The sequence below is a fragment of the Micromonospora sonneratiae genome, from assembly GCF_042679305.1.
GTDB classification, from domain to species: domain Bacteria; phylum Actinomycetota; class Actinomycetes; order Mycobacteriales; family Micromonosporaceae; genus Micromonospora_H; species Micromonospora_H sonneratiae.
In genome coordinates, this window is the sequence record NZ_JBHTMP010000029.1 from 42,017 (window position 1) to 59,566 (window position 17,550).

The 17,550-nt window shown below is 66.6% G+C and carries 18 protein-coding genes; 14 read left to right on the forward strand and 4 right to left on the reverse strand.

Translation table 11 applies throughout. The annotated features are described in order from the left end of the window. The first annotated feature begins 242 nt into the window (after positions 1 to 242). Genes ACFQ4H_RS19295 through ACFQ4H_RS19345 form a run of 11 tightly spaced genes read left to right on the forward strand, consistent with a single transcriptional unit; the run spans position 243 to position 9,937 of the window. Entirely contained in the window at positions 243 to 785 is a 543-nt protein-coding gene (locus tag ACFQ4H_RS19295; protein WP_377572387.1) for a hypothetical protein, read from the forward strand. Continuing rightward, positions 782 to 1,465 (forward strand): SAF domain-containing protein, encoded by a 684-nt coding sequence (locus ACFQ4H_RS19300; protein WP_377572388.1) that lies wholly within the window; start codon positions 782 to 784, stop codon positions 1,463 to 1,465. Before ACFQ4H_RS19295 ends, ACFQ4H_RS19300 begins: the two co-directional genes overlap by 4 nt. A gap of 4 nt (positions 1,466 to 1,469) precedes the next feature. Further along, on the forward strand, positions 1,470 to 2,207 hold the full coding sequence (locus ACFQ4H_RS19305) for a hypothetical protein (RefSeq protein WP_377572389.1): 738 nt from the start codon (positions 1,470 to 1,472) through the stop codon (positions 2,205 to 2,207). After that, on the forward strand, positions 2,204 to 3,511 hold the full coding sequence (locus tag ACFQ4H_RS19310) for a CpaF family protein (RefSeq protein ID WP_377572390.1): 1,308 nt from the start codon (positions 2,204 to 2,206) through the stop codon (positions 3,509 to 3,511). Before ACFQ4H_RS19305 ends, ACFQ4H_RS19310 begins: the two co-directional genes overlap by 4 nt. A gap of 2 nt (positions 3,512 to 3,513) precedes the next feature. Beyond that, positions 3,514 to 4,362: a type II secretion system F family protein gene (locus ACFQ4H_RS19315; RefSeq protein WP_377572391.1), complete on the forward strand. Its 849-nt coding sequence runs from the start codon at positions 3,514 to 3,516 to the stop codon at positions 4,360 to 4,362. Continuing rightward, entirely contained in the window at positions 4,359 to 5,231 is an 873-nt protein-coding gene (locus tag ACFQ4H_RS19320) for a type II secretion system F family protein (protein ID WP_377572392.1), read from the forward strand. The genes ACFQ4H_RS19315 and ACFQ4H_RS19320 overlap by 4 nt, the downstream gene beginning before the upstream one ends. Before the next feature lie 34 nt (positions 5,232 to 5,265). Continuing rightward, positions 5,266 to 5,466, forward strand: coding sequence for a hypothetical protein (locus tag ACFQ4H_RS19325; protein WP_377572393.1), 201 nt, complete (start codon positions 5,266 to 5,268; stop codon positions 5,464 to 5,466). Positions 5,467 to 5,469: 3 nt separating this feature from the next. Further along, on the forward strand, positions 5,470 to 5,916 hold the full coding sequence (locus ACFQ4H_RS19330) for a TadE/TadG family type IV pilus assembly protein (protein ID WP_377572394.1): 447 nt from the start codon (positions 5,470 to 5,472) through the stop codon (positions 5,914 to 5,916). Further along, on the forward strand, positions 5,909 to 6,379 hold the full coding sequence (locus ACFQ4H_RS19335) for a hypothetical protein (RefSeq protein WP_377572395.1): 471 nt from the start codon (positions 5,909 to 5,911) through the stop codon (positions 6,377 to 6,379). Before ACFQ4H_RS19330 ends, ACFQ4H_RS19335 begins: the two co-directional genes overlap by 8 nt. Next, a complete protein-coding gene (locus ACFQ4H_RS19340; protein ID WP_377572396.1) occupies positions 6,376 to 6,822 on the forward strand; it encodes a pilus assembly protein TadG-related protein in 447 nt (148 codons plus the stop codon). Before ACFQ4H_RS19335 ends, ACFQ4H_RS19340 begins: the two co-directional genes overlap by 4 nt. 28 nt (positions 6,823 to 6,850) lie before the next feature. Next, complete coding sequence (locus ACFQ4H_RS19345) at positions 6,851 to 9,937, forward strand: BTAD domain-containing putative transcriptional regulator (protein WP_377572397.1); 3,087 nt, start codon at positions 6,851 to 6,853, stop codon at positions 9,935 to 9,937. Between the two features lie 71 nt (positions 9,938 to 10,008). Here ACFQ4H_RS19345 and ACFQ4H_RS19350 read toward each other — a convergent pair whose 3' ends face one another. From ACFQ4H_RS19350 to ACFQ4H_RS19365, 4 genes are all read right to left on the reverse strand, one after another. Continuing rightward, positions 10,009 to 10,185, reverse strand: a complete 177-nt coding sequence (locus ACFQ4H_RS19350; RefSeq protein ID WP_377572398.1) for a hypothetical protein — start codon at positions 10,183 to 10,185, stop codon at positions 10,009 to 10,011. Then, positions 10,182 to 11,075, reverse strand: a complete 894-nt coding sequence (locus tag ACFQ4H_RS19355) for a fumarylacetoacetate hydrolase family protein (protein ID WP_377572399.1) — start codon at positions 11,073 to 11,075, stop codon at positions 10,182 to 10,184. Before ACFQ4H_RS19355 ends, ACFQ4H_RS19350 begins: the two co-directional genes overlap by 4 nt. 288 nt (positions 11,076 to 11,363) lie before the next feature. Then, on the reverse strand, positions 11,364 to 12,572 hold the full coding sequence (locus tag ACFQ4H_RS19360; RefSeq protein WP_377572400.1) for an aminotransferase class I/II-fold pyridoxal phosphate-dependent enzyme: 1,209 nt from the start codon (positions 12,570 to 12,572) through the stop codon (positions 11,364 to 11,366). Further along, positions 12,569 to 13,318, reverse strand: coding sequence for a TauD/TfdA dioxygenase family protein (locus tag ACFQ4H_RS19365; RefSeq protein ID WP_377572401.1), 750 nt, complete (start codon positions 13,316 to 13,318; stop codon positions 12,569 to 12,571). The genes ACFQ4H_RS19360 and ACFQ4H_RS19365 overlap by 4 nt, the downstream gene beginning before the upstream one ends. A gap of 237 nt (positions 13,319 to 13,555) precedes the next feature. On the opposite strand from ACFQ4H_RS19365, the gene ACFQ4H_RS19370 reads away from it, so the two are divergent. From ACFQ4H_RS19370 to ACFQ4H_RS19380, 3 genes are read left to right on the forward strand one after another with little or no spacing between them, the layout of a single operon-like run. Then, positions 13,556 to 14,299, forward strand: a complete 744-nt coding sequence (locus tag ACFQ4H_RS19370; RefSeq protein WP_377572402.1) for a phytanoyl-CoA dioxygenase family protein — start codon at positions 13,556 to 13,558, stop codon at positions 14,297 to 14,299. 38 nt (positions 14,300 to 14,337) lie between these two features. Next, positions 14,338 to 15,546 (forward strand): hypothetical protein, encoded by a 1,209-nt coding sequence (locus ACFQ4H_RS19375; protein ID WP_377572403.1) that lies wholly within the window; start codon positions 14,338 to 14,340, stop codon positions 15,544 to 15,546. Continuing rightward, positions 15,543 to 16,763: a glycosyltransferase family protein gene (locus tag ACFQ4H_RS19380; RefSeq protein WP_377572404.1), complete on the forward strand. Its 1,221-nt coding sequence runs from the start codon at positions 15,543 to 15,545 to the stop codon at positions 16,761 to 16,763. Before ACFQ4H_RS19375 ends, ACFQ4H_RS19380 begins: the two co-directional genes overlap by 4 nt. Positions 16,764 to 17,550: the final 787 nt, after the last annotated feature.

The window sequence follows — 17,550 nt, forward strand, 5'->3', positions numbered from 1 at the left end:
CAGCACACGCAGGCGATGGAGTCGGCGGGGTTGACTGCTCAGAGTTTCCCAGCGCGCAAGAGTGCGACGTAGTAGCCGGCACACCAGGTAACGGTGGGAGCACCGGTGATGGCAGTGCCGGGAACGGCGAAGGTTCGGGCAGTGGTGGGGGTAGTACGCCTTGCCGTTATGTGCGTTTGCCGCAGCAGGATCCGCCTCCGGCTGGTGCGGGTGCGGGGGGCTGGTATGTGCAGGTGTGCCGTGTGGACGGCAGTGTGTCGACGAGCCCGCCGTTGTGGCTGGCGGCGGGGCAGGTGGCTGATCCGCAGGCGTTGGCGCAGGTGGCTGTGTCGCGGCTGCGGCTTCCGGCGCCGGCGATCCGGCGGAATCCCGCTTCGGCTGCGGGGGTGATGGTCCAGGTGCCGGTGTGGCTGTGGGTGGACGGGTCGACGTGGGGGGCGCGTTCGGCGACGGCGTCGGTGCCGGGCATGAGCGTGACCGCGACCGCGACGCCGGTCCGGGTGGTGTGGACCCCGGGCGATGGGACCGCTGATGTGGTGTGCCACGGGCCGGGTACCCCATGGCGTGCGGGTACCGATCCGCGAGCGGTGTCACCGTGCGGTCACACGTATCGGACCAGTTCTGCGGGCGTGCCGGGTAACAAGTTCACGCTCCGGGCGACGGTGACGTGGTCGGTGTCGTGGGCTGGTGGTGGGCGAAGCGGCACGGTGCCGTCGTTGATGACGTCGTCGTCGGTGGGGTTGCCGGTGGCGCAGTCGCAGTCGGTCGTGACGGGGCAACGATGAGCGTCACGGTCGACCGTGCTCGGATCCCGGTTCCGGTGGCACAGCCGTCGAAGGATGCCGCGCGGCGGTCTGGTCAGCGCAGCGGTCGGCGGGTCGTGCTCGGGGCGTTGTTGGTGCTGCTGAGCGTGGTCGTGTTTTGGCAGGTGGATCTGCGGGCGAACGAGGGGCGGTCGTTCCTGGCTGCTGCGCGGTCGGTGGCCGCCGGTCAGGTGATTGCTGATGTCGATGTGCAGGTGGTGCGGGTGTCGAACGTGTCTGGGCTGGTGTTGCTGCCGGCTGACCAGCGTAGTCAGGTCGTGGGCCGTACTGCGGTGGTGCCGCTGGCGGTAGGCAGTTTGCTGACGGCGGCGCAGGTGGGTCCGGTGGCGTGGCCGCCGGCTGGTCAGGCGGTGATCGCGTTGCCGGTCAAACCTGGTCGTGCTCCGGCGGGGTTGGCGGCGGGAGCACGGGTTGTGGTTCTTGTGGTGCCTCCGGCGACGGTGGGGCAGGCGGCGGGCCCGGTGGGTAGTAGCGGGTCTGATGGGGTGCGGCGGGGTGTGGCCACGGTGGTGTCGGTCGAGGCCGGCGCGGATCAGGTGGGGAGCCTGTTGGTGACTCTGCTGCTGGCCGCCGACGCGGCGGAGGCGGTCGCTTCGGCTCCGGGGGATGTGTCGCTGGTGCAGCTCGGACCGGAAGGGTAGTGCCGTGTTGGTCGTGTGCGCGTCGGTGTCCGGGGCTCCGGGGGTGTCAACGGCGGCGGTGGGGCTGGCAGCGGGATGGCCACAGGCCGGGGGTCTGCTGTTGGAGGCCGATCCGTCCGGGGGAGTGGCCGCTGCCCGGTTCGGCCTGGCACAGCAGCCGGGGTTGGCGTCGCTGGCAGCGGCGGCGCGCCATGGCGGCGTGGGCGGCGTCCTTTCTGCGCATGTGCAGCGGTTGCCGCTCGGTGTTGGTGTGGTGGTGGCACCGGGGTCGGCGGATGTGGCTGCCGGATCGGTCGGTGTGTTGGCCGGCTCCGCGGATGCGTTGCGGGATGTGGCGCCGGTGGTGGTCGCTGACGTGGGACGGCTCTACCCGGAAAGCCCGGCGAGGGCGTTGGTGGCTGCTGCGGACGCGGTGGTTCTGGTGACCACGCCTACGACCGAATATCTGGACCATCTCGATGCTCGCCTTGGGTGGCTGCGGAACCTGGTAGACAGGGGCTGGATCGGGTTGGCGGTCTCCGGCAGAGGGCTGTACCCGGCGGCGGAGATCGGGGCGCGGCTGGCTCTGCCGGTGTGGGCGCAGTTGCCCCGTGACCAGCGTGGAGCTGCCGTGTTGGGCGGGAGACTGGCTGGTCGGACGTGGCACCGGACTCCGCTGGCACGCGCCTTGCGTGATCTGGCCGGCACCTTGCACTGGTTCGCGACGCGCCGTGACACCGCTCAACTTGGGGCGTTGCGGTGACCGCCCCGACCGGGGTGGGTGGGGTCGCGGCTGTGCCGGAGGTCGTCGCCCGGCTGCGGACACGGGTCAGTGACCGGCTGGCAGTTCAGGGTGCGGGCCTGCCGCAGCCGGAACGGGACGCGCTCATCGCCCGATTCATTGCCGAAGAGCTCGTCCTGCACGCGCAGACGGACATCGCCGCCGGGCGGACACCACTGTCCCCGCAGATGGAGGCGGCGGTCGCCCGTGCGCTGCGGGACAGCTTCACCGGCCTCGGTGGGTTGCAGATGCTGATTGACGATCCCGAGATCGAGGATGTCTTCGTCAACGGCTGTGACAACGTGTGGATCCGTACGACCGGCGGCCGGGTACAACGGGTGGCGCCGGTGGCTGCCTCGGACGAGGATCTGGTCGAGCTGGTGCGGGTCGCCGCCGCAAGGAGCGGGCAGGAGGAGCGGCGTTTCGACCGGGGCTCGCCGGGGCTGTCACTTCGGCTGCCTGGTGGGCAGCGACTCTTCGCGGTCATGGCGGTCAGCAAACGGCCCAGTTTGTCGATCCGTCGCAATGTGCTGCGGAAGGTCACCCTCGATGACCTGGTGCACCGGGGCGAGATGACCCTCGGCTTGCGGGAGCTTATCGCTGCGATGGTCCGCGCCAGAAAGAACCTGGTCATCAGCGGTGGTACCGGTGCGGGCAAGACAACCCTGTTGCGGGCCGCTGCCGGGGCGATGAGCCCGCTAGAGCGCATCGTCACAGTTGAGGACGCCTACGAACTGGGGTTGGACGAGGATACCGACCAGCACCCCAACTGCACGGCGCTGCAGCAGCGCGAGCCCAACCTCGAAGGTGTCGGCGGAATAGACATGGCCACGATGGTGCGGTGGGGGCTGCGAATGCGTCCTGACCGGGTCATCGTCGGCGAGTCCCGGGGCGCCGAGGCTGTTCCAATGCTGATGGCGATGAGCCAGGGCAACGACGGCAGCATGTGCACCCTGCACGCCAGCTCATCGAAACAGGCACTGACCCGGCTGGCGACCTACGTCATGCAAGCCCCGGAGCGGTATCCATTCGACGCGGCGAACATGCTCATCGGCCAGGCCGTCGACTTCGTCATCCATTTGTCGACCGCGACCGACGGCACCCGGGTGGTGTCCTCGATCAGGCAGGTCCTCGAAACGGACGGCACGCAGGTACCCAGCAACGAGATCTACCGGCCGGCTCGAGACGGCCGCGCAGTGCCAGCAGCGCCGATGCGCGCGGACACCCTCGAAGACCTGGTGGCCGCCGGCCTGGACCCGGACCTCCTCAGTAAGGACCGGTGGTAGCCATGCGGGCAATCCTGCTCGGTCTCGCCTGCGCCGCCGGCCTGATCCTGATCCTCGACGGGCTGCGTCGCCGTCCTCCCGGCCCCGCACCGTCCGGCCGAACCCGCTGGGCCTGGACGTCGGCCGACCGAACCCGTCTCTTGGCCGCCGTCACGGGCGGGCTGGCCGCCGCTGTGCTGACCCGCTGGCCGGTAGCGGCCCTGCTCACCGCCGCCGGAGTCTGGACCCTGCCCCGTGTACTCGGGCCCGATCGGGACCACCGGCGGTCCCTCGCGCGGATCGAGGCTATCGCCACGTGGGCCGAACTGCTGCGCGACACCCTGTCCTCGGCGGCTGGGCTGGAGCAGGCGATCACCGTGACCGCACCGGTCACCCCGTTGCCGATCCGCGCCCAAGTGCAGCGTTTGGCCGACGCCGTCCGTACCGGGGCGCGGCTGTCCGACGCCCTGCGCGCCTTTGCCGACGAGTTGGCCGATCCGACCGCGGACCTGGTAGTGCGCGCTTTGCAGCAGGCCGCCGGCTACCACGGCGGTCAGCTCACCGAGAGTCTGACGAGCCTGGCCGCCACCGCCCGGGAACAGGCCCAGATCCGGATGCGGGTCGCCACGACCCGAGCCACGACCCGGACAGCGGCGCGGGTCATCACCGGCACCTGCGTGGTCATGGTCGCCGGCCTGATCCTGCTCAACCGAGGCTTTCTCGCCCCATACAGCACAGTCACCGGGCAGATGGTCCTGCTGCTGGTCGGCGGCATATTCGCCGGTGGCTTCTGGTGGCTGGCCCGTGCCTCGCGGATCCCCCAACCACCCCGCATCCTCAGCGGCGCCAGCCCTGACAGGACGTCGACATGAGCGGTAGCGTCCTGCTCGCGGGAGCCGCAGCCGGTCTCGGGCTACTGCTCATCGTAACCGGCATGGTCCCCACGCGGCCGTCCCTCGCGCAGGCACTCGACGCCCTACGCCGCCCGCCCGCCCCGGCCACCGCCCCGCTGCCGTGGCGTACCCAGGTCCTGTCCATCCCGTGGAAGGCGCTCGGGATGCCGTTTGCCCGCACCCGGGCGGACCTCGCCGTGCTGGAACGGCCCGCCGCCACGCACCTGGCCGACCAAACCCTCGCCGTCCTGGCCGGACTCCTGCTCCCGCCGGTCGTGATTGCGCTGCTCGCGGCAGGTGGTACGGCCTTCGGCAGCGGCATCCCACTGTGGGCGTCGCTGGCCGGTGGTGTCGGTGGATGGTGGCTGGCCGAGACCACCGTGCACGCCGAAGCCGAGCGGCGCCGCGACGAGCTCCGCCACGCCTTGTCGGCCGTGCTCGACCTGGTCGTCATCTCCCTGGCCGGCGGCGCCGGACTGGAACAGGCCCTCGACGATGCCTGCTCGGACACCAGCGGCTGGGCCGCCGCCTGCCTGAATCGCGCGGTGGCGACCTCCCGGCTGCTGCGGGTACCGCCCTGGCAGTCCCTCGGCCAACTCGGCGAGGAGACCGGAGTCATCGAGCTGCAGGAGTTGGCCGCGACCATGAGCCTCGCCGGAGCCGAGGGCGCCCGGATCCGCACTTCACTGAGCATCCGCGCCGCCACCATGCGCGCCCACCAGGCCAACGCCCTGGAAGCCAAGGCCAACAGCGCGACGGAACGCATGAGCATGCCGGTGATGCTCCTGGCGGTCGGCTACATGCTGTTCCTCCTCTATCCGGCGGTCGCCGCCATCGACACGTTCTAAACCTGACCGAATCCATACAGAAGGAGTACCCGTCGTGCCCAGAGCACTCGCCCTACTGACCCTGGTCCGCCTCACCCTGACCGACCGGATCCGCCGCCTACGTGACAGCGGCGACCGCGGCTCCGAAACCACCGAGAAAGTGCTGTGGATCGCGTTCCTGGTCATACTCGTCGTCGGCGTGTACGCGATCTTCCAATCCAAGATCATCACGAAGATCACCGGCATCAACCTGTAAACGATGACCGACGTACGCCCACGCCGACGTCGACACCGCCTCGCCGGTGACCGCGGCTCGGTTACCACCGAAATGGTGCTCTACACCCCGCTGCTCATGCTGCTCGTACTGCTCGGTGTGCAGTTCGCGACCTGGGGCGTGGCCCAACTCGCCGTCCAGCACGCCGCCAACCACGCGCTGCAGACGACCCGGGTCGAAGGCGGCACCGTCGCAGCCGGACAGGCAGACGCCAACGCCATCCTCAGCCAAATCGCCGGCAGCCTCGTCAGCAACCGGCAGATCAACGTGACCCGCACGGCCGACACCGCCACCGTCCACATCAGGGCCACCGCACCGCGGGTCGTACCGTTTCTGTCTCTCCGCGTGTCAACGACGGTGACCGCACCGGTCGAACGGTTCCGCCCCGACACACAGGGACTCGCCGCACCAGGGAAGGCCGCCGATGAGTAGGGCCACGCCATCCAACCCTAAACGCCGGCTCGCCCGCCATTTGGCCAGGCTGCGAGACGACGAGGGCTCGGTGAGCACCGAGATCGCGCTGACCTACGTGCCGCTGATGGTCCTCGCCGCGCTGGCCATCATCGCCTGCCTGCGACTGGCCTCGGCCAACAGCGACGTGCACGCCGCCGCAGCAGCCGCCGCCCGCCAGGCATCGCTCGCCCGCACCCCAGCCGGAGCCGTCGCCGGCGGGAAGGAGACCGCCGCCGCGACCCTGCAGAGCCGGAACATGACCTGCCAACCCCACACCACCACCGTGAACACCGGCGGCATGGCCCCGGGCGGTCAGGTCTCCGTCACCGTGGTCTGCACCGTGCACCTGGAAGACCTGTTCGGGCTGGGCCTACCCGGTGCCGTGACGTTATCGGGCACCGCATCGCAGCCCATTGACCGCTACATCGGGTCGATGCCATGAGGCGACTACGCACCCGCCTACAGCAGATTCAGCGGGACGACCGTGGCCAGATCACCCCGTGGACGACCGTCGGCGTCCTCATCGTTCTGATCCTCGCCGGCCTCGTCCTCGACCTCGGCCTCGGCATGTCCGACAAGGTCCGGCTGCTCGACCTCGCCCAGGCCGCCGCCCGCGCAGGCGCCCGCGAAATCGACCTCGACATATACCGGACCACCGGCGCCATCCAACTCCAGCCCGCCCAGGCCGCCGCAGCAGCAAAGGCCTTCGCCCAGCAAGCCGGTGTCGAAGGGCAGGTCACCGCGTCCGCCTCCACCACCACCGTCACCGTCACCATCACCAGCACCCGACAAACCCAACTACTCACGCTCGTCGGCATCACCAGCCTGCCGGTGTCCGCGACCGCGACCGCCACCCCCCTGACCGGCGTCACTGCACCCATTTGACCCCACCTATCTCCGACCGGGAGTCCCAGTGATCGCATTCCTCGCCGCCACGGCCCGACGGCTGGCCGGACTCACGCTCCTGGTCATACTCACCGCCGGAGTGCCGTACGCGCTCGTCCACTACATCGGCTGGCCGCTGCCCCGCCATGTCCCCACCTGGCAGGACATCGGCACCGCCCTGACGTCACCACTGACCGACATCATGCTCGGCAACATTGTGGTGTGCCTGCTCTGGGTGGCCTGGGCGGCATTCATCTGGTCACTGATCGTGGAGATCTTCGAGGCGGTGGCGGGCATCCGCCTACCGCAGCCCAAAGCCATCGCACCAGCACGAGGACTCGCCGCACTCCTGGTAGCCGCCATCACCGGCGGTGTCCTCGCCACCGCAGCCCAGGCCGCACCGACCCTGACCCGGGCCGCCGAAGCGACCGGTCACAGCACAAGCACCACTGTCGCTGCCGCGACCGCAGCGACCACCGTTTCAACCACCACTACCGCCCGGTCGGCGGCCACGGGCATTCACGAAGCACCAGGCCAGCAGACAACAGCACTGACGCCGAAGCGGACGGGCACGGGAGATCCGGTGCCAGTCCGGCTGGTGGCTGGCGATCTGACCCTCGTCGCATCCGGGCAGACCTACACCTGCCAGGTGAAGCGCGGAGACACCCTGTCGGAAATCGCCAAGGAATGGCTCGGCGACCCCAACCGCTGGCCAGAAATCTTCGCCCTGAACCGAGGCACCCACTTCCACGATGTCGGCGGAACACTCACCAACCCGAACCTGATCTACCCAGGCTGGACCCTGGAACTGCCCGACGACGCCACACCACCCGCCGGCACACCACCACGGCCCGCCGCCCCCGACACAATGGGGCCCGAAAAGCCAGCGCCGAACACCCCCGCGCCAGCACCCACCCCGCCACCATCAGAGAAACCCAAAAGTCCGTCGCCCAACTCCAGCACGCCGTCGCCCCACCATGTCGACGACGGCGTGGCGGAGCCCGCCCCGTCGCCGACCGCCTCTGCCGGGCCGGCGGCCAGCCCGGACACACCTGCCGAAGAACAGCAGACTCCCACGCCGCGACCCGAACCGTCGCCCGGTGTCTCACTCGGAACCGGCAGCTGGCTCGACCTCGGGCTCGTCGCCGCGATCCTCGCAGCCGTCGCTCTCGTCTGGGCGCACCGCCGTCGCCGCTACACCCCCAGGCAACCCACACCGCAGCTACGCCTAGATGATCCGACCGTCGAGCCGATGCCGGACGTGGTCACCCGGATCCGTCGCGGCCTGCCCAAGCCAGTGAGGACACCGACCCCAGAGACGATTCCCGACACCCCGCTCGACAAACTCATTGCGGATCCCGACACGAACGAGACAGACACAGCCGACGACGAACCCGACAACGTCCTGACAGACGTTCCGCAACCGGTTACGCCCGCGCTCACCAGCCCGGTGATCGAGGTGTGGCCACCCGCCGGACTGGGGCTGACCGGCCCCGGCGCCGAAGCCGCTGCCCGGGGCTTCCTGGTGTCCGCCCTCGCCGCCGGTGGGCTGGACGAACCCAACGGCCGCAGCTACGTCGTCATCCCCTCCGGCACCCTCGCGACGCTGTTGGGGGCCGCCGCAGTCACCGTGCCGGACACCCCACGCCTGACCGTCACCGGCGGGCTCACCGACGCCCTGACACTGCTGGAGGAACAGACCCTGCACCGCACCCGGGTGTGCTTCGACTACGAGGTCGACACCATCGCCGGCCTGCGGAACCTGGACCCCATGGCCGAGCCCCTACCGCCGATGGTGCTCATCGCCGATACCACCGCAGCCCATGAGCGCGCCCGCATCGCCGCGCTGCTCACCCAAGGGCAACGGCTCGACATCCACGGCGTCCTGCTCGGCTCCTGGCCCGACGGCGACACCGTCGTCGTCGCCCAGGACGGATCCACCAGCCCCGCCGAAGGCGACGCGAATCGGCACGGCCGCCATCCCGCCGACGTCCGACGCCTCACCGTCATCGACCCGGCCGAGGCCACCGACCTACTTCGGGTCCTCGCCGAGTCCCACACCGGCGAGCCCCAGCCACCGGCTCCCGCGGAGCGCGCACCACTGCCCACAGCCGACCCCCAGCCCGACGCTGAGACAGCCGCAAGCAGCAGCGAAACGCCCCACAGCGACGAAGAGACGGTCCCGCCGTCCGATCCGACCGAGCCGAACCGCGAACTGTCCACCGCCGCTACCGCCGTGGACGAACCCGCCACCGAATCGGCGACAGTCGAACCGCCAACCCAGGACGACCAAGTCGAAGCCGGCGAGGACGACGCCGCGCGACAAGACGACGGCGAAGACGCCGGGACCGGGCGGGTCGACGTCCAGGTGCTCGGGGACGCCCGCGTCGTAGACATCGACACGACACAGCCATTGCGCGGCAAGGCGCTCGAACTGCTGGTCTACCTGACAGCTCGGGGAGGTGTCGCGAGCCAAGAGGCGATCCTGGAAGACCTGCTACCCGAAGCCACGACCAGCAAGGCACCCCACCGGCTGCACACCTACGTCTACAACCTGCGCCGAGTCCTCAAGCGCACCGGCGGCTCCGCCACCTACCTGTCCCACCCCGACCGGCGCTACATCCTGCACCGGGAGGCAGTCGACGTGGACCTGTGGCGGATGAGCGACGCCCTTGACGAGGCGAACCGCGCCACGAGCCCCACCGACCGTATCGCCGCCCTGCGCCGCGCCGTCAACACCTACCGAGGACCCCTCGCCAACGGCAAGGGCTACGAGTGGATCGAACCGTACCGAGAGGCCGTGCAACGGCAGGCCGTCGACGCCACCCTCGCCCTGGCCGAAGCGCTCGACGACCAACCCGGCGAGGCGCTCGCCGCCCTCACCACCGCGATCAGCCACAGCCCCTACGCCGAGACGCTGTACCAGGCAGCCATGCGTGCCCACGCGAAGCTCGACGACCCTGCGGCGATCCGCGACCTGCAACGCCAGCTCGCCCGTTCCCTCGACGACATCGACACCGAGGTCAGCGACGAGACGACCGCTCTGGCACGCGCGCTGGTGAACCGGCTGCAACGAGGCCGGCGCGTAGGCGGGGATGGCAAGAACTCCTTATGATCGACACATACCCGGGGTCGAGCCGAGCCAACGGAAACCATCTGGCACCGGACAACTCGCCTAGAAACCTTTCAACGGAGGCTCGCCCCATCCGAGCCGTACAGCCGGTCGAAGAGCAGACCGACACGCAGCTGGAGCATGCTGTCCGCCGAGCCACGCAGATGCGGATGATCTTCGACGTCGTCGTGCTCTCCGTGACACTCACAGGGCAGGTCACCGGCGAGACACAGAAGCTCGATATGCCTCACGTGTGAGGCGTGGCGCTCGACATCAGGTCCCTTACCGTGTTGGTGAGTCGTCCCAGATGGGTGACCTCAACCTCTACGACTGCGCCATCTTGAAGAAATACCGGAGGTTCACACGCGCCGAGATCAGACGGCGTGCCAGTCAGCACAACATCCCCCACCTCCAAGTCGACAAGGAACGATAGCGCAGCAATCAGTTCATCCGCCGAAAAGAACATGTCTGTGGTGCGTCCGCGCTGGATCTCGACGCCGTTTAGGTAGGTAGAGACATCAAGACCGGCGTCGAGATCGACCTCGTCCGGCGTCACTGCGAATGGACCGAGTGGGCACGATGTCGGCAGCATCTTGCCCGCTGTCCACTGGCTGGTGCGGAATTCGAGGTCTCTTGCGCTGATGTCGTTGGCGCAGCTTAGTGCGCCGATACTGTCCCATGCTTCTAGGGCACTGACTCGCCGCGTTCGCCGGCCGATGATGATCGCGAGTTCGCCCTCGGGTACGAGCTCCCGAACATGAAGCGGCCGTTCGACAGCCCGCTGGTGTGCGTTCAACGCCGATGAGGTCTTGTGGAACACCGAAAGGTGTTGCGGGTCGGGTTCACCAAGCTGGCGTGCAAACGAGCGGTAATTCATTCCGACGCCGATAACCTTGGTCGGCCGGAGCACAGGGGCGAGCAGCTGGAGGTCCACCAGCTGTGCGGTAGGTGATGTCCGCGGCAACCCGGTCACCGTGACGGCACGCATCATCTCGGCGTCGGCCAGTAGATCGGCGACATCGTTAAGCCAGTCGGCCCCGTCGGTACGGCGGCCCGCCCACTGATTGAGGTCAACGACATCACTGTCGAACACGGCCCCGACGCTGGAGGTGCCTTGGTGTTCGTAGGTCACGAATCGCACGCGAGCCTCCTCAGTCAACTGCCCGAATGTCTTTGCCGGCTTTGGCCTATGACTACGAACGCGACCCGTCCGTCTCGGAAGCGTCCGACCTGCTGGGCTGTGGTTAGCACTATGATCCGCTGCTTGGACTGCGGCGGCCCGGCTAACGCCAGACGCGACGCCTGCTGAACGTGCCCGAAAAAAGGCCTCTCAATCGCCACTCAGAAAGTCCGGCCACGACGTCGTGCTCACTCATGCGCAGTTCTTCGAGCGGGACGCGGCCGCGAGATCCATCCAGTGGTTGTATGGCTACGCCCTGAGCTCGGTCCAGACGTCCCGCAACTGAGTCATGGCACGGGCGACCTCGTCGGGATTACGGGCTAGGGCAACTCTGAGAGTGTCGACGGGCTTTTGCGGCTGCGCCCAATGGAAGGGTCCGCACGGCAGTACGTGGATGCCGCGCTCAAGCAATCCGGCGTGCACGCGGTCAGCCGCGACTGCGCTCGGGAACTGGATGCGCGTTACCGACACCCGCGCGTCGGTGTCTGGGCAGACGACTCCGGGCATCTCCGCGACCGCGTTGGCGACTGTCGTCCGATTGACAATCATCAGCTCCTGCAATCGTTGAAGCCCTCCGTTCGCGGCGTCTTCGGCAAGCTTTTCGACCAGGGACAGCACCAGAGGAGAGACGCTTAGCAAGATGTCGGAGAGCACCTGCTCGAACTCGGTTTGCCAGTGTTTGCTCACCGCGATGAAACCCAACTTGAGCTCGAGGACGGGCCAGAGCTTCCCAGTATCCTCGATCACGACGTAACGGACGCCGGAACCTTCGAGGTGCTCGTAGTGATCGAACTGCGCGCGGGGGTCGAACCCGCGGAAGGACGTGTCGAGGCACAGTGTCAGATCGTGTTTCAGGCACCCGGTGATCAGGTCCTGTAGCTGACTCTCGTCCAGGTAACTGCCCGTCGGGTTGTTCGGGGTGGTGAGGAAAATCGCCGTGGCGCCCTGCGCTGCGACTGCGGCGGGCGCGGCGGCGGCGTCGTACGGTTCCTCAAGCGGCACTACGTGCAAGTGCCGACTAAGCAGATCGTGGAGGTTGTCGAACGTCGGATGGAGGAGGGCGATCGTTCCTCCGCAGCGTGCCATCGCGTACCCGACTGCGGTGGTCGCCACGCTGCTGGCGTAAATGCTGTGCACCCGCCCAGACTCGACCGGAGCGCACGCTTGCCCGACGGCGTCCATGAAGGCGCGCTGGCTACGCCGCTCCAGCTCGTTGAAGTCCTGCGAGCCGGCCTGGTCGAACAGTTGAGGCAGTCGCTCCACGATTTTGCGCTGGCTCGGAGTCAGGTCTTGCCGAGGGTGCCCGTCCGTGAGGTTGATTCCTGCGCTGAGTGCTTGGATCTCGAAGGCAGTCAGACTTGGCTTGCGTTGCTGCTCTACCTCTGAGTGCATCTTGGCGTTCAGGGAGTTGGTAGTGGAGCAGGATGCGACCGTCGAGCCTGCGCGTGCTGCGTTCATGTCGCGGGTGTGGGCTGTGCAGCCTTGACCGTGACCCTCCAGCCCGAGCGCGTGTCCGGGTGATAGTCCCAACTTGCGTGATGCTGGACGGCTTGGTTGTCCCATACAGCGACAGTCCCTTCCTGCCATGCGGCGCGACACTGGAAGTCGACGCCGAGGGCAACGGTCATACGTAGATGCGCAAGGAGCGCATCACTTTCGGAGGCACGCAAGCCGTTGATTGAGGTCGTGTAACCGCTGTTGGCGTAGAGACAAGGCAGGCCGCTGATTGGGTGTCGCACCACCATGGGGTGGGCGGCCGCGAGGATTTCGCCATTCCAGGTGCGTTGGTGGACGGCATTGAGTCTACCGATGAAATCGCGGAACGTAGGGGACATCGACTGTAACAAGGCATGATTGGAGACAAAGGCGGTGTCCCCGCCGATTGACGGCAGTGTGTCGAGCATGAGCACTGAGTACAGTGGCGGGGCCTTCATCCAGGTCAGGTCAGAGTGCCAGGTGTCCCCGTCGGCGTATGTGGAGTCGCCGTCGTTGTGCAGACGGAACGCTTGGGGGTGGAAATCGTGCGGTTTCATGGGATGGGCGACGACGTCGCCCAGGAGAGCAGCGAACTTGATCAAGGAGTTGGTGTCGAGGTTTTGCGAACGCAGCACGATTACACCGCGCGCGGTTACGAGCTGCTGTAGCGCCGCAGAGTCGCATTGGCCCAGGTCCTGTACTCGCAGGCCGGTCAGTTCTGTTCCCACCCACCGGTTCCAGTCTCGACGGATCGCGTTGTCAAGTGCCCCCATGGTGTCCGCTTCGCCTCCCTGCCTCATCCGTTCACAGTCAACCCATCCAAAAGGGACCGGCGCGCAAAACTGATTGGCGGTGACACTGTAGCGGTCGCCCAGACTCCATGGTAGGTCAAAATGTATCGGGCCGGCGCCTACGCGTCTGGCCTTGTCCTGCTCCCGCTCTTGACAGGTCAGATAGGAGCCCATGTGTTGGACGATGAGGAACATCGGAGGTACCAAGACCAGGGCTTTCTCGGTCCCTATCGGGCGATGGGAGCAGACGAGGCGCAACAGCTCGCCGCGACCGTCTCACACGATGTCGTGGGGCCCGATCAACTCGCGGTCGGCCCTCGCGTGCATTGTCGGCATCTGGACAGTCGACTCGTCTTCGAGCTGTGCACGATTCCGTCGGTCCTGGACCGTGTCGCGGCGCTCCTGGGGCCAGATCTTGTCCTCTGGAGATCCAACGTCTGGCACAAGGCTCCCGGCGCCGCCGCCGTGGCTTGGCATCAAGACTTCAACCACTGGCCTCTCGAACCAATGGTCAACGTCTCGGTCTGGCTCGCCCTTACGGAGGCGACGGTGAAGAACGGTTGTGTCCATGTCGTGCCTGGTTCACACCACGAGGTACGCTCCCTCGAAGTGGCCGGCCAGGGCGATCCGTTCCAGGAAAGCGTCGTGACTGGCCCCTCAGACGAGGCGGAAGCAGTGCCGATGGTGCTGGAGCCGGGCGAATATTTCATCTTTTCCGAGAAGCTGGTCCACCGGTCCGGCATCAATACGAGTGCGGCGCCGCGCACCGGAGTAGTCAGCCGTCTGACGACACCGGCGGTCAGGGTCAACCACGACGAGCTCCTCAACGGGCGCCACCGCAACATCGTCGTGCGGGGTGAGGACCACCATGGCCTCAACCGGCTCACATCTCCTCCCCCGAACGTGGCAAGCCTGTGACACCCGCCAGCTCACCGAGCGAGCGCAACCCCTGGACTGTGGCGAGATCCGAGTGGGCCGCCGTTGGCGTCGAGGACGACATCCGCGACGCGTTGCAGAGCGTGCGGGCGCGGCGGCCCGACATGGCCGTACGCAGGGAGTTGCTACGGATGACCGCGTCGATTGGAGTTGCGTTCTCCTTTGTCGGGTTTCCGTGCGCCTCGAAAACGGAGGCCGACCTGTGCGTCGATTTGGTACGCACGGCCGGCGGCGAGCGACTTCCGATTACGCCCGTCGTGATGGCGCGCGCTGTCATCAGCGACGTCGAGAGCGTCGCCGACGTTCAAGACCGTGCGGGCCACCCGGTCCTCGCGGATATCTATATCCCGACGAGCGCAATCAGGGCACGTGTTGAAGACTGGTCCCTCGCTGACATGCTTCAGCGGTTGTGGGCCGCCTGTGACCGGGCGCGCCAGTTGGGTGTGGCTTTTCGCGTCGCGTTCGAAGACTCGAGCCGCACCAGCCCAGCAGACCTGGAACACGCGCTCGAGACCGCCACCGCCACGCACGCATCCTGCCTGGTACTCAACGACACGGTGGGCGTCTGCTTACCCGACGACGCCGCGCGGCACGTCGCATTCACCGTAAAGGATCTGCGTCGTCGCGGGTCAACAATGACTGTGGCGTGGCACGGGCATAATGACAAGGGCCTCGCACTTGCGAACGCCCTGTCGGCGGTAGAAGCCGGGGCCGATTTGATTAGCGGTACGTTCACCGGAGTAGGTGAGAGGACCGGTAACATACCGCTCGAACAGCTTATCTACCTCCTAGCCGAGAATGGTAGCACCTCGTTCGATCTTGCCGCCCTGCTCCCCTTATGCGCAGCCTACGCCGAGGCGCTAGGGGGAGGTGTCACCGATAATGCTCCGATCGTGGGTCGCGACGCCTTCCGCACGGCAACCGGGACGCATGCCGCCGCCATCATCAAGGCTAGGGCAATGAGCGAGGAGCTCAACGACTTGGTGTACTCCGGCGTTGAGGCTCGACTCCTCGGGCGGCGACACGAGATCCTGATCGGTCCTGGCAGTGGCCGGGCCGCCGTCGCATCCGTACTCGATGCGGTGGGATCCGATCCTGGCCCCGAAGATGTCGAAGGTGTCTTGGCGCTTTGTCGCGAGTCAGCGACCTGCATCGAAGACCCGGCTGATGTCCTCAAGGCTCTCAATGAGGTTCGACACCGACAAGCCGATGGGAGTTACCGCAGGTGAGCGAGCTCTACCGAGCAATCGACTCTCTGATGACCGCCGGTACCGGCTCCGATATCGGCATTCGCGTTTTTGTAAGCCCGTTGGAATTCGAGCTGCCCCCACCGATCTTCTCGCCAGACGACTTGTCGGCGACCGTGCGCTCCTATCAAGAGACACTCGTTCGCCTGTGGCAATCCGACTCTCTGCCCGAAGAAATAACGGCTGCCCCCACCTGGAGCGCCCCGGTTCCCGAAGGTGAGTGGCGGAATCTCGACCCCGAACACCTCATCCCGCTCTTCGTGCGCACCGATGAGAGCATTGACGGCGTCATCTATGAAATCCAATGCCCTGGATCTTGGTGGGGCTCATGCGATGCCCTAGAACGCGTTCTTGCGCCCGAGCGCCTCGCCCTATCTGCCCGGTTCGCCGCAGACCTGCACACCGTATTCCCTGAAGGCGCGAAGATCCTTCACCTGTTCGAATCATCAACCAGCCCGCATGAGAATCATTACTTCGCCAACCAGGTTCGGCGTACCAGCCCCGACTTTCGCTACTGGGCCCTGGATCCGGACGCAGCCAAAGACGAATGCGACCTCATCAGAGCCCACTCCTATTCGGGCTTGGTGAGCGAGGACATGTTCCGCATCCGCCTCCACCAGCTAGCGGTGGGTCAGGTTCGGTTCGACCTGCCACCGATCCCCATCTTCGATCAGAAAGCGGCGATGGCCCTGCCGTTCGATCCCGACTACAAGCGTCACTTCGACGACGCCCAGCGCGCTGTTTTCCCTTACACCGCGCTCCTCCGTGACAACCACGTCATTCTGGAGACCGGCGAGCGAGCCAGCATCAACGACCTGCTCCGCCGCCCCGACGGCGAGCGCGCCTACATGTTGAAGTACGCGGGGCTGGACACCACCCGAAACTGGGGAGCTCGAGGAGTAGTTGCTCTCCGCGAACTGCTTGAGCAGGATATGGCACCGCTGCTTGAGACACTTACGCAGGATGCGACCCGCAACGAACCGTGGATCCTACAGGCCGAAGTGGAATCGTTAGGCGAAGTCACGGTCCAAGAACCTGACGGGACCGCGCGGATCGAGACGTCGAACTTAAAAATCAATCACTTTCTCGGGCCGACGCGGTCCCTTGGAAAACTGCTGCAGGCCAGTCCCGGTCGTGTGCGCTGGAACGCGAGGACGGTGCTCTCGCTTGTGCGTGAACCCGATGATGCCGCGCGATAGCCGGACCTTCCAGCTACGCCAACGCCACTGCCGAGAATATGTCGCCCGGCCTCGCGTCTATGAGCCGACTTGCTCCATATTACTTTGGTGCAGGTTGGTTGATTCACGGACGGACTGACTGCCCGTTACCCAACACAATACCCGCGTTCCATGTTGCGGCTTGCAAATCGCGTTACATCTCTATCAAAACGCACTCTCATCGACATGAGCACGCAGCTCCACGTGGCAGCGCCAGCAGCCTTGGCCGTGACGGACCGCTACTTGATGCCCGGCGAGATCAGGCTGCGGTGGGGCCAGCTATGGACGTCCCGGTGGAGCCCGGTTCATCCGTCATAGTCACCTGGGCGAGACAGCCGCCGCCGTCACCTGTTGGCTCGGTGCATACCCGCGCAAGGGATACGCCGGGATCGCACGGTAGATCGGTCGGGGAGCGACCATACGCCGTGACCTTGCCCCTGGCTTCCATTGGCGACGCGTGCGTAGCCGAACATAGCTCCGCAAGCTTTGGGCGGACGCATCGCTGAATACGAAGGCGGCGGTGAAACGCAAGAACGGCAGCAGCTTCTTACTCAGCTGGGCGGGGGCACCGCAGTGTCCCGCCCAGTTCTATCGTCCGATGTGCTGCCGATGGTTGACCGCCGTCCAGCATTACCTGTTCCAGTGGTCTCGCGGACCGGGGTGCGTGATGGGCAGGATTCGGGCTCCAGTCTTTCGCGGCGCGCTGTCGATGGTGGCGGTGTGCAACGTGTACGTTGTCACTTCCTCATGTGAATCCATTACGGCGAGG

Bases quoted from the DNA above. Each gene is read 5' to 3' on its own strand.
- ACFQ4H_RS19335 (WP_377572395.1), top strand. From the start codon at position 5,909: ATGAGTAGGGCCACGCCATCCAACCCTAAACGCCGGCTCGCCCGCCAT.
- ACFQ4H_RS19360 (WP_377572400.1), bottom strand. From the start codon at position 12,572: ATGAACGCAGCACGCGCAGGCTCGACGGTCGCATCCTGCTCCACTACC.
- ACFQ4H_RS19320 (WP_377572392.1), top strand. From the start codon at position 4,359: ATGAGCGGTAGCGTCCTGCTCGCGGGAGCCGCAGCCGGTCTCGGGCTA.
- ACFQ4H_RS19315 (WP_377572391.1), top strand. From the start codon at position 3,514: ATGCGGGCAATCCTGCTCGGTCTCGCCTGCGCCGCCGGCCTGATCCTG.
- ACFQ4H_RS19300 (WP_377572388.1), top strand. From the start codon at position 782: ATGAGCGTCACGGTCGACCGTGCTCGGATCCCGGTTCCGGTGGCACAG.
- ACFQ4H_RS19340 (WP_377572396.1), top strand. From the start codon at position 6,376: ATGAGGCGACTACGCACCCGCCTACAGCAGATTCAGCGGGACGACCGT.
- ACFQ4H_RS19330 (WP_377572394.1), top strand. From the start codon at position 5,470: ATGACCGACGTACGCCCACGCCGACGTCGACACCGCCTCGCCGGTGAC.